Here is an 11,303-nt window from a genome sequence, read left to right on the forward strand (position 1 = left end):
GCCGCGCGGGTTGGCGGCGAAGCGCAGGACGGCGAGGACGTCCCGGCCGACGCGGTGTTCCATCTCGAGCGCGGCGCGCCGCGAGAAGGTCAGCAGCAGCAGCCGGTGGGGGTCGGCGCCGGCCTGGACCAGCCGGGCCACGCGCGCGGCGAGCGTCAGGGTCTTGCCCTGCGCCGGCGATGACCGAGCAGCGGCGGGTGCGCCAGGCGGCCGGGTTCCAGACCGTGCGCCGCGGCGCGGGACTGGGCTTCGTTGAGGCGTCGCGGGCGGTGGCTCGCATCCGAGCACTGTAGTTCCATCCAGCTGGCATGCGAATCCGCACGCGCTCACCGGGGCAAGCTTCATTTCCCGGCCGCGGTGCCGATGAGCCCGCATGAGGTCGTTCCCGAGCCCGGCCCCCGGCGGCGCCGCCGGTCCCCCCTGCCGCGGATGAGTGCCGACAGCGTCAGCTCGGCTCTCGCCGCCGACGACCTCCTCGCCCTCGCGGCGCGTGCCAAGCCCGTGCACGCGCCGACGCGCGAGGCCGCAGGCGCCAGCCCGGCACCGCGCAGCGCGCATCCGTTCGCCGCCGAGTGGCTGGCGCTCCTGTTCGGCCTGGCCCTCACCGCGACCCTGATCGGCTGGTCGCTGTTCAGGTCCCACGAGACGGTCGACCTCACCGAGCGCGACCGCCTGGTCGTGCAGGCCCGCGTCGTCGACGACAACATCGGCCAGCAGCTCGACGGCATCAACCGGGCCCTGGCCAGCGTGCGCGAGGAGTTCGTCGGCACGCCGCCGCACAGTGTCTCGACCCTGATCTCGACCCGCCTCAAGGCGCTCAGCGACGCCATCCCGGGCGTGCGCTCGATGGTCCTGCTCGACGCCGACGGGACCGTGCTCGCGAGCAGCGTCGACACCCTGCTCGGCCGCGACTTCGCCGACCGCGACTACTTCCTGGCGCCGCGTGCCAGCCGCAACCCGAAGACCCTGCACGTCGCGGTCCCCTACAGGACCTCGCTCGGCAACTTCACCGTGGTGTTCTCCCGCGCCATCGTGGGCGCCAACGGCGCGTTCGCCGGTGCCGTCGCCGCCGCGCTCGAGCCGGCGTACTTCGAGGTGCTGCTGCGCTCCGTGCTCTACGCACCGGACATGTGGGTCTCGCTCGGACACGGCGACGGCAAGGTCTTCGTCACCATGCCGCGGACGGCCGCTCGCGTCGAAGGCGACTCGCTGCGCTCGGGCGACATCCCCGGCCCGATGCGCAGCGGCGCGCCCGGGGCCTCGGTCGTGGTCGGCGCGATGGGCGGCTCGAGCGACGTCCGCATGACGGCGCTGCAGTCCATGGCGCCGCACGACCTGGCCCTCGACAAGCCGCTGGTGGTCGCGGTCAGCCGCGCCGCGCCCTCCGTCTTCGCGCCGTGGCGCAAGCAGGCGCTCGAGTACTCGGTCTTCTTCCTGCTCCTGAGCGCAGGCGCCGCCGTCGGCCTGTACCGCGGCCAGGCGCGCCGGCGCGCGTTCGCCGTCCTCGAGGCCGAGGCCGCACGCGAGCGGCGCCGCAATGCCGAGCAGCTCGGGCTGGCCCTGCAGGGCGCCGATCTGGGCCTGTGGGACTGGGACGTGCGCGAGGACGTGTTCCACCAGAACGAGGTGATCCGGTCCCAGCTCGGCTACCGGCCCGGGCAGCTCGGGCCGCTCGGCAACGCCTGGCGCGCCAATGTCCATCCGGACGACATCGAGCGACTCATCTCGGCCATCGAGTCCCACTTCCGCGGCGAGACGGCCGCCTACGAGTGCGAATTCCGCGTCCGCCACAAGGCGGGGCACTGGGTCTGGTTGCTCAGCCGAGGCAAGGTGGTCGAGCGGGACGAATGCGACATGCCGGTGCGCATGACCGGCACGCACATGGACCTCAGCCGGCGCAAGCGCAACCAGGCGCAGATGGAGCGCTCGGCCGAGATGCTCCGGCGCACCGGCGAGCTCGCCAACATCGGTGGCTGGGAGCTCGACCTGGCGACGATGCGCGTCGACTGGTCGGAGCAGGTCTTCCGCATCTACGAGGTCCAGCCGGGCGCGCTGCTGCAGATCGACAGCGCCCTCGACTTCTATGCGCCCGAGGCCCGGCCGGTCCTGCGTGCCGCGATCGACGCCGCCGCCCGCGACGGCACGCCATGGGACCTCGAGCTGCCCTTCGTCACCGCCCTCGGCAACCCGCGCTGGGTGAGGGCCCAGGGCGTGGCCGCCTTCGAGGAAGGCCGGCCGGCGCGCCTGCTCGGCGCGTTCCAGGACATCACAGAGAAGAAGACGATCGCCCTCGAGATGCACCGGCTCAACGAGCAGCTGACGAGGCTGTCGACCACCGATGCGCTGACCGGCGTCGGCAACCGGCGCCTGTTCGACCAGATGCTGAAGACCGAATGGCAGCGCGCCGCGCGCCGCGCCGAAACGGTCGGCCTGCTCATGATCGACATCGACCACTTCAAGGAATACAACGACCACTACGGTCACCCGGCCGGCGACGTCTGCCTGCGCGAGGTGGCGCGGATGGTCGGCCAGTCGGTCCGCCGCGGCGGCGAGCTCGCCGCCCGCTACGGCGGCGAGGAGTTCGTCCTGCTCCTGCCCGGAGCGGACCTCGCGGCGGCGCGGCTCGTCGCCGAGCGCTGCAGCCAGCTGCTCGCCGAAGCCAAGATCGAGCACCGCGCGTCGGCGACGTCGGCATGGCTGACGGTCAGCATCGGCGTCGCCAGTCAGGCAGCGTCGGCCAGCGTGGATTGCGGCACGCTGGTCGAGATCGCCGATGCCGCGCTGTACCGCGCGAAGCGGTGCGGCCGTGGCAGGATCGAGTTCTGAGGGGCGCGCCTGATCGCGACCCGGAACACCTGGGAGGGTGTTGATGTCGCCACTCGACAGCATCGGTTCGAGCCTGCAGACCATGGGCTTCGCGCAGCTCGGCTGCGCCTTCGTCGCCACGCTGGCCTATGCCTTCGCGCTCAACGCGTCGCTGACCCTGCCGATGCGCCTGTGGGCCGGCCTGGCCGCATTCGTCGCCGCCGCGACCTTCTCGGCGCTGACGCCGTCGTGGGTGAGCGGCGTCGCGCTGATGGGCCTGGCCATCGTCGCCACCGGCGCCTTCGTCGCCGGCGCCTGGCTGCTGGCGGCCGTGTTCGGGCTGCGCAGTGCCTCGGGCAGCGTCGCTGAAGTCACGGCGCCGGACACCTCGTTCGAGCCGGGCGCCGTCGAGCCGGCACCCGCGCCGCAGGACGACCGCGGCGGCGGGCCGCTGTCCCTGCCGGCGCCGTCGCACTGACCTCCCGCGGCCGTCAGTAGGCGGCGAGCACGAGCGCCGCCGCGAGCACCGCCGGCAAGGCCTGCACGAAGAGAATCCTGCGGCTCGCGGTCACCGCGCCGAAGGCGCCGGCGACCAAGGCGGCGAGGATGTCGGCAGCAAGCTTCATGAGGCCCTTGTACTGTGTCGCCGGCGCCCGGGCCAGCGGACTTGCCCGCGATGTTCCCGCACAATGAAAGCATGAACGCGCCCGAGCCCACTGCGCTGCAGGAACCATCGATCGCCGACGAGCGCCGGGCCTTCTACGAGCGCATCGGCAAGCTGCACATGACGCCGCTCTGGGAAGTGCTGGGGGCACTGGTGCCGACGGCGCCGAAGAGCCCGGTGGCGGCAGCACTCTGGCGCTACGACGAGGTCCGCAGCCACGTCATGGACGCCGGCCGGCTCATCAGCGCCGAGGAAGCCGAGCGGCGGGTCCTCATCCTCGAGAACCCGGCCCTGCGCGGCCAGTCGTCGATCACCCAGTCGCTGTACGCGGGGCTGCAGCTGATCCTGCCCGGCGAGGTGGCGCCGGCGCACCGCCACACGCAGTCGGCGCTGCGCCTGGTACTCGACGGCGAAGGCGCCTACACCGCGGTCGACGGCGAGCGCACGACGATGCGCTTCGGCGACTTCATCATCACGCCGTCGTGGACCTTCCACGACCACGGCAACGACGGCAGCGAGCCCGTCGTCTGGCTCGACGGCCTCGACATCCCGCTGGTCCGATTCCTCGACGCCGGCTTCGCCGAGAAGAGCGCGCTGAAGTCGCAGGCACCGGCGCGTCCCGAAGGCGATGCCCTGGCCCGCTACGGCAGCAACATGCTGCCGCTCGACTTCGAGCAGGCGGCGCACGAACCGACCCGCGTCTTCGTCTATCCCTTCGCACGCACGCGCGAATCGCTGCTCGGCATCTCGCGCAGCACGATCGACCCGCACCACGGCTTCAAGCTGCGCCACGTCAATCCGGCGACCGGCCGCTCGCCGATGCCGACCATTGGCACCTTCGCGCAGCGGCTGCCGGCGCGCTTCGAGACGCGGCCCTGCCGCAGCAGCGACAGCACGGTGCACGTCTGCCTGGAGGGCGGCGGGCGGGCGCAGGTCGGCGAGCTTTCGTTCGACTTCGGCGCGCGTGACATCTTCGTCGTGCCGTCGTGGCACGCGCTCACGCTGGCCGCCGCCGAGGACACCGTCCTCTTCAGCTTCTCCGACCGTCCGGTCCAGCAGGCGCTCGGGCTCTGGCGCGAAGAGCGCATGGGCTGAAGCCCCGATCGCCATGACCGCCCAGGGCACGGTGATCGTCGCCGGCGCCGGCATCGGCGGCCTGGCAGCCGCCCTGGCCCTGGCCCGGCGCGGCTTCACGGTCCGCGTCCTCGAGCAGTCGGCCGAGCTCGGCGAGATCGGTGCCGGCGTCCAGCTCGCACCGAACGCGTTCGCCGCCTTCGATGCGCTCGGCGTCGGCGATCGCGCCCGCAGCCGCGCCGTCTACACCGAGCGCATGGTGATGATGGACGCCGTCGACGAGCGCGTCGTCGGCGAGATCCCGACCGGCGCCGCCTTCCTGAGCCGCTTCGACAACCCGTACGCGGTGATCCATCGCGCCGACATGCACCTGTCGCTGCTCGAGGCCGTGCAGGCGCAGGCCCGCGTCGAGCTCTGCACCTCGACCCGGGTCGAGCGCATCGAGCAGGACGAGCACGGCGTCGCCGTCTTCGATGCCGCCGGCCACATGCACCGCGGCGCCGCGGTCGTCGGCTGTGACGGCGTGAAGTCGGCCGTGCGCGCCCAGCTGGTCGGCGACCCGGTGCGGGTCTCCGGCCACGTCGTCTACCGCGCCGTCGCCGACGCGGCCGACTTTCCTGCCGACCTGCGCTGGAACGCGGCAGCGGTCTGGGTCGGCCCCGACTGCCACCTCGTCCACTACCCGCTGCGCGGCGGCGAGCAGTACAACGTCGTCGTCACCTTCCACAGCCGCGAGGCGGAGACGTGGAGCGTGCGCGACGGCAGCCAGGCCGAGGTGCTGTCGTACTTCGAAGGCGTCTGCCCGCGGGCGCGCCAGCTGCTGCAGCTGCCGAAGAGCTGGAAGCGGTGGGCCACCGCCGACCGCGAGCCGATCGCCAACTGGACCCACGGCCGCGCCACCCTGCTCGGCGACGCCGCGCATCCGCTCCTGCAGTACCTGGCCCAGGGTGCGTGCATGGCGCTCGAGGACGCGGTCACGCTGGGCGAAGCCCTTGCCGCGAGCGACGACGACGTCGAGGCGGGCTTCGCCCTCTACGAGCGCTCGCGCGTCGCGCGCACTGCCCGCGTCGTCCTCATGACGCGCGAAATGGGGCGCCTCTACCACGCCCGGGGCGTCGAGCGCCTCGTCCGCAACGAGCTCTGGAACGGCCGCAGCCCGGAGCGCTTCTACGACGCGCTCGAGTGGCTCTACGGCTGGACGGCGGGCGGCTGCCTGGCGGCCGGATCGGCGTCGGCCGCTGCCGCGTAGCGCAAGGGCACGAGGACGCGGAACGTCGTCCCCACGCCCTCCTCGGTCTCGACCTCGACGCTGGCGGCGAGCAGGTCGCAGAGCCGGCGCACGATCGCCAGGCCGAGGCCCTCGCCCTGGACCTGCCGGGCCGCCGGGCGGCGCTCGGTCGCAGCGGCCGTTGAGCCCGCCACGGGGTCGGCGCCGGCTTCGGTGCCCGAGCCCTCGAGCTGCTGCGACTGCGCCGTCGCCTCGGTCAGCGCGCTCACCAGCGGCGTGCCGGGACCGCCGTCGAAGCCCGGTCCGGTGTCCTGGACGGCGAATTGCCAGCGGCCGTCGTCGTGCGCCACGGTCTCGCCCCAGGTCACGGTCACGCCGCCCTCGCGGGTGTACTTGAGCGCGTTGAGCAGCAGGTTCTGGGCGATCCGCCGCACCTTCATCTCGTCGCCTTCCACGACCAGGCTCTCCGGACCACCGGTGTTCAGGAACAGGCGCCGCTCGTCGGCGATCGGCCGGAGGTCGGCGCACAGTCGGCGCAGCGTCTCGGCGGCATCGAAGGGGGCGACCTGGCGCACTTCCTGGCCGGCCTGGAGGCGGGCCAGGCCCGTCACCTCGTCGAGGAGGCGATGCAGCGAGGTCACGTTGTTGCGCAGGAGGCCGAGGAAATCCTGCCGCTTCTGCGCAGGCAAGGCCTCGAAGTTCAGCCCTTTGGCCACGTTGGCGACGACCCCGAGGTTGCCGCGCAGGTCGTGGGCCGCCTGGGCCCACAGCTCGGCGTGCTTGCGCTCGAGCTCGCGGACGTTGTTGAGCGCGTGCTCCAGATCGAGCAGGTTGCCGGAGGCCTCGAGGCGCTCGAGGCGGAAGTACTCCTCGGCGCTGGTCGTCGTTGCCTCGCTGAGCTGCGCGACGAGTTTGGCGCGCGCTTCCGCCAGCACTTCCGGACCGAAGGCCGGGTCGGCGGCGACGCGCTCCAGTTCGTCGACCAGACAGCAGTGCAGCGCACCCCACTCGCGCGTCACCTCGTGCAGGTCGTAGCCCTGCTGCCAGCGCTGCAGGCCGTGCGCCTCGGCGTTTTCCGCTTCCCGGGCCAGCGGCGCGACCCCCTGGCGGCCGGGGGCCGAGGCAAGCAGTTCGGCGAAGGCCTCGAGCCAGGCGGGCAGGTGATCGTTGAGCTGGCTGCGCGGCAGGGAGTCGCCGGTCTGCAGCTTCGGATCGGCGGCCTGCGCCTGGTGCCAGGCCGCCAGCACGGCCGGGATCCGTTCCCTGAGCCGCCCTCCGAGCGCCTTGCGCTGCATCTGCAAGCTCTGACTGGCCATTCGTTCTACCTCTCCCGTTGCGGCCCATTGTGCGGGAGGCGGGCATGAAAAAAGCGCCCCGGAGGGCGCTTCGGTCCAGCCTTGCGCGACTACTTGCCGTCGCGGTCGGAGTCGCCCGGGACGGCGCGCTCGACGGTGTCGCTGACCCGATGCCAGGCATCCTTGGTCGCGTGCTTGGCCCGATCCCACGTCAGGCTCGAGTTGCCGCGCGCCGACTCCCAGCCGCTCGACAGGTCGCCCTCGACGTCTTCGAAGCGGCGGCCGGCGTGCTGGCTGTACGAGTTCACGCCGTAGCCGTAGGCCGGGCCGTAATCGTCGTAGCTGGAGCCCGACTCGACGTAGGGCCGGCTCGAGTAGTTGTCGCGCCAGTAGGCGTCTTCCCGCGTCGGGTCGATCGACTCGGCGATGCCCTTGCCCGCCAGGCCGCCGACGACGGCACCATTGGCGCCACCGTTGATGGGGCCGAGCGGACCCCCGGCGCGGGTGCCCGCAGCGGCACGGGTCATCGCGGCTGCCGCGGCAGCCCCGAGCCCGGCCCCGGCGACGGCGCCGACGCCGGTGCCGACCGGATGGGATCCGGCTGCGCCGGTCAGCGGATCGCGGTTCGCGTCGGGGGTGTTCGTTCTTGAGTCGTTAGCCATGGCGGCCTCCTGGTGTCGAGTGGATGAAATCGGCTGCAATCCGCTTTAGCGGACGCTGCCGCGGCGGAACAGGTTGACGATCGCGAGCAGGATCGCGGCGCCGAGGAACGACACCAGCAGCGACGGCAGGCTGAAGTTGTCCTGGTTGATGGTGCCGACGCCGAGCAGCGGCGAGATCAGCCAGCCGCCGAGGAGCGCACCGACGATGCCGACGACGACGTTGAGGATGATCCCCTGCTGGCCGTCGGTCTTCATCATCAGGCTGGCGAGCCAGCCGATGATTCCTCCGACGATGAGCCAAATGATGAAGTTCATGAAGCTTTCTCCTGGTTGTTGCGGTTGACGCTGCTTGAGCAACGTGACCGCAAGACTAGGTTCGGGTGCACGGGTTTGCCATGCCGGCGCGCCGCGTTGGCGAGGGTGAGCCGACCCCTCGGCGGCGTCGGACGCGGCCTACCGGTCGCGTAGGTCGCCCGGGCAGCCACCTTGGCGGCGGACGGCGGGCGCCGCCCGGCCGGTCACGTCACCGGCGCCGGGTTGAAGAGGACCAGAGAATTGCGCAGCCCGGCCCTTTCCGCGCAGGTGCGGCGGCCGCTGGCCACGTCGAGCAGGAGCCGGAACAGGGCCCAGCCGGTCTCCTCGATCGTCGCCTCGCCGTCGGCGATGGCCCCGGCGTTCAGGTCCATCAGGTCGTGCCAGCGCCGGGCCAGGCCGGTGGTCGTCGCCACCTTGACCACCGGCACCTCGGCCAGGCCGTAGGGCGTGCCGCGGCCGGTGGTGAAGACGTGCACGTTCATGCCGGCGGCGAGCTGCAGCGTGCCGCAGATGAAATCGCTCGCCGGGGTGGCGGCATAGACCAGGCCGCGCTCGATGCCCTTGTCGCGCAGGCGCTCGCCCGGGCCGAGCACGCCCGCGATCGGCGCGGTGCCCGACTTGACGATCGAGCCCATCGCCTTTTCCACGATGTTGGCCAGGCCGCCCTGCTTGTTGCCCGGCGTCGTGTTGGCGCTCCGGTCGGCGCCGCCGCGGCCGAGATAGGCGTCGTACCAGGCCATCTCGCGGATCATTTCTGCGGCGACGGCAGCCGTCGCGGCGCGGGCGGTGAGCTGGTCGATGCCGTCGCGCACCTCGGTGACCTCGGAGAACATGACGGTGGCGCCGGCGCGCACGAGGAGGTCGGTGCAGAAGCCGACCGCCGGGTTCGCCGTCGCGCCGGAGAACGCGTCGCTGCCGCCGCACTGCACGCCGACGACGAGCGCCGCCGCCGGGACCGTCTCGCGCCGGCGCGCGTCCAGGCGCTCGAGGTGGACCTGCGCCGAGGCCAGGATCGAGTCGATCATCGAGGCGAAGCCGATATGCCGATCGTCCTGCAGGCGGATCAGGTCCATGGCCGCCCCGCCGTCGCCCGGACCGCCGCGCTCGTCGGCGATCGCGAACGAGCCCGGCGGCAGCAGCCGCTCGGGCTGCAGCTTTTCGCAGCCGAGGCTCACCACCATCACCTCGCCGCCGAAGTTCGGGTTCTTGCTGATGTTGCGCAGGGTGCGGATCGGGATCAGCGCGTCCGGCGCGTCGATGGCCACGCCGCAGCCGTAGCTGTGCTCGAGGCCGACCACGTCGTCGACGTTGGGATAGCGCGGCAGCAGCTCGGCCTTGATGCGCGCGACGGCGAAGTCGACGACGCCGGCCACGCACTGCACCGTCGTCGTGATGGCGAGGATGTTGCGCGTCCCGACCGAGCCGTCGGCGTTGCGGTAGCCCTCGAAGGCGAATCCCTCGAGCGGCGCCGGCGCGGGGCCGCGCCGGGTCGCGATCGGCAGGCCCTCCAGCGAGCGCGCCTGCGGCATGCGCACCAGCCGCTCGTGGACCCAGCGGCCGGCGCCGATGGCCTGCGCCGCGGCGCCGATGGCGATGCCGTAGCGAAGCACCGCGTCGCCGGCGCTGATGTCGCGGAGCGCCACCTTGTGCCCCTGCGGCACGCGCTCCTGCAACACCAGCCCGGACGCAAGCACCGTCCCCGTCGCCAGCCCGCCCTCGTTGGCGACGATGGCGACGTTGTCGCCCTCCTTCATCACGATGACGTGCGGCGCCTGTGCCGCGGCGGCGGCGGCGCCGGCGTTGGCGTTTCCGGTACTGGCGAGGCGACTCGACATGGGCGAAAGTCTATGCCTGCGCCCGCCGGGGCGCGCCCTCCTGCGGAGACCCCATGACCTGCTCCCGACGCTTCCTCGCCGCCGCTGCCGCCGCCCTGGCCGCGACGGCCTTCCTCGGCACCGCGACCGCCCAGGACAAGTGGCCTTCCAAGCCCATCACCTACATCGTTCCCTTCCCGGCCGGCGGCACCACCGACATCCTGGCCCGCCTGATCGGGCAGAAGCTCGGGCCGGCCCTCGGCACCACCATCGTCGTCGACAACAAGGGCGGTGCCGGCGGCAGCGTCGGCTCGGAGATCGCCTCGCGCGCGGCGCCCGACGGCTACACGATCCTCGGCGGCACGATCAGCTCGCACGCCATCAACGTCAGCCTGTACCCGAAGCTCGGCTACGACCCGATCGCCTCGTTCGTGCCGATCGCGCTCATCGGCACCAACCCGACGGTGCTGGTCGTCAACCAGGCGAGCCCGCACAAGACCCTCCAGGACGTGATCGCGGCCGGCAAGGCGAAGAAGGCCCTCAGCTCGGCATCGGCCGGCAGCGGCACCTCGCAGCACCTGTCGCTCGAGCTGCTCAAGTCGCGCGCCGGCATCGACATCACGCACATCCCGTACAAGGGCAGCGGCCCCGCCATCCAGGACGTCATGGCCGGCCAGGTCGACATGATGTTCGACACCACGGTGGTCGCCGGGCCGCACATCGAGAGCGGCAAGCTGCGCGCGCTGGCGGTCACGTCGGCGAAGCGCCTGCCCTCGATGCCGAACGTGCCGACCGTCGCCGAGAGCGGCGTGCCCGGCTACGAGGTCATCTCGTGGCAGGGCGTCTTCGCACCCGCGGGCACGCCGAAGACCATCGTCGACCGCCTGCACACGGAGATCGGCAAGATCCTGCGCGAGCCGGAGATGCAGGAGCGGCTGGGCAAGCTCGGCATGCAGGGCGCCGACATGACGACCGAGCAGATCGCCGCCTTCCAGAAGGCCGAGGTCGCGAAGTGGGCGGCGGTGATCAAGCAGGCCAACATCAAGCTCGAGTGACGGGCCCGCCGTTCCTGACGCGACCGCCCATGCGCCTGCTCCGCCTGCTCGTCGCCTGCCTCGGCGCGGCGCTGCTCGGCGCCTGCGCCAGCCCGCGGCCGACCGCCGTGCCGCCGGCGCTGTTCAACGACGCGCTGTTCCGGCCGGCCGCCGGCCGCGTCTCGACCGACGCGGTGTTCGCGATCAGCGACGCGATGCGGCACTACCTGCAGGTCGACATCGGCCGGCAGCTGGCCGCCCGGGGCGCGCAGGCCGGCCTCGTCGACGCCCTGTCGAAGCCGGGCCAGCTCAAGCTCGAGTACGACGCGGCGCGGACCAGGAATGCGGCGGAGGCCTTCGCCGCCCGCTCGGGCAACTGCCTGTCCCTGGTCCTCATGACGGCGGCCTTCGC

Annotated in this window: 11 protein-coding genes and 1 pseudogene; 6 read left to right on the forward strand and 6 right to left on the reverse strand. The window is 72.3% G+C overall.

All coding sequences use genetic code 11. The features are described 5' to 3' along the window. Window positions 1–375 (reverse strand): UvrD-helicase domain-containing protein (locus AC30N0_RS04260; protein WP_489516689.1); only part of this gene is annotated, 375 nt, incomplete at its 3' end. Window positions 376–429: 54 nt separating this feature from the next. Between AC30N0_RS04260 and AC30N0_RS04265 the strand changes: the two genes are divergently transcribed. Then, entirely contained in the window at window positions 430–2,826 is a 2,397-nt protein-coding gene (locus tag AC30N0_RS04265; protein WP_489516690.1) for a diguanylate cyclase, read from the forward strand. A gap of 43 nt (window positions 2,827–2,869) precedes the next feature. Beyond that, the gene (locus AC30N0_RS04270) at window positions 2,870–3,283 is read left to right on the forward strand and encodes a hypothetical protein (protein ID WP_489516691.1); all 414 of its coding nucleotides are present in this window, start codon (window positions 2,870–2,872) and stop codon (window positions 3,281–3,283) included. 13 nt (window positions 3,284–3,296) lie between these two features. Here AC30N0_RS04270 and AC30N0_RS04275 read toward each other — a convergent pair whose 3' ends face one another. Continuing rightward, window positions 3,297–3,431, reverse strand: a complete 135-nt coding sequence (locus AC30N0_RS04275; protein WP_489516692.1) for a DUF1304 family protein — start codon at window positions 3,429–3,431, stop codon at window positions 3,297–3,299. 71 nt (window positions 3,432–3,502) lie between these two features. On the opposite strand from AC30N0_RS04275, the gene gtdA reads away from it, so the two are divergent. Then, on the forward strand, window positions 3,503–4,564 hold the full coding sequence (gene gtdA / locus AC30N0_RS04280; RefSeq protein WP_489516693.1) for a gentisate 1,2-dioxygenase: 1,062 nt from the start codon (window positions 3,503–3,505) through the stop codon (window positions 4,562–4,564). A gap of 13 nt (window positions 4,565–4,577) precedes the next feature. Beyond that, window positions 4,578–5,792, forward strand: a complete 1,215-nt coding sequence (locus AC30N0_RS04285) for a 3-hydroxybenzoate 6-monooxygenase (RefSeq protein ID WP_489516694.1) — start codon at window positions 4,578–4,580, stop codon at window positions 5,790–5,792. Here the strand turns inward: AC30N0_RS04285 and AC30N0_RS04290 are convergent. The 4 genes from AC30N0_RS04290 to garD form a co-directional block, all read right to left on the reverse strand. Next, window positions 5,732–7,087: an ATP-binding protein gene (locus AC30N0_RS04290; RefSeq protein WP_489516695.1), complete on the reverse strand. Its 1,356-nt coding sequence runs from the start codon at window positions 7,085–7,087 to the stop codon at window positions 5,732–5,734. The two genes, AC30N0_RS04285 and AC30N0_RS04290, sit on opposite strands and share 61 nt — an antisense overlap. An 89-nt stretch (window positions 7,088–7,176) precedes the next feature. Continuing rightward, on the reverse strand, window positions 7,177–7,728 hold the full coding sequence (locus AC30N0_RS04295) for a hypothetical protein (RefSeq protein WP_489516696.1): 552 nt from the start codon (window positions 7,726–7,728) through the stop codon (window positions 7,177–7,179). A 45-nt stretch (window positions 7,729–7,773) separates the two neighbouring features. Further along, window positions 7,774–8,043, reverse strand: a complete 270-nt coding sequence (locus AC30N0_RS04300) for a GlsB/YeaQ/YmgE family stress response membrane protein (RefSeq protein WP_489516697.1) — start codon at window positions 8,041–8,043, stop codon at window positions 7,774–7,776. A 203-nt stretch (window positions 8,044–8,246) separates the two neighbouring features. Continuing rightward, window positions 8,247–9,797, reverse strand: coding sequence for a galactarate dehydratase (gene garD, locus AC30N0_RS04305; RefSeq protein WP_489516699.1), 1,551 nt, complete (start codon window positions 9,795–9,797; stop codon window positions 8,247–8,249). 134 nt (window positions 9,798–9,931) lie between these two features. Between garD and AC30N0_RS04310 the strand changes: the two genes are divergently transcribed. After that, window positions 9,932–10,912, forward strand: coding sequence for a Bug family tripartite tricarboxylate transporter substrate binding protein (locus AC30N0_RS04310; RefSeq protein WP_489516698.1), 981 nt, complete (start codon window positions 9,932–9,934; stop codon window positions 10,910–10,912). Window positions 10,913–10,941: 29 nt separating this feature from the next. Then, a pseudogene (locus tag AC30N0_RS04315) lies at window positions 10,942–11,303 on the forward strand (tetratricopeptide repeat protein); the annotation flags it as partial.

It is taken from the genome of Rhizobacter sp. (assembly GCF_031412495.1).
GTDB lineage: Bacteria > Pseudomonadota > Gammaproteobacteria > Burkholderiales > Burkholderiaceae_C > Schlegelella_A.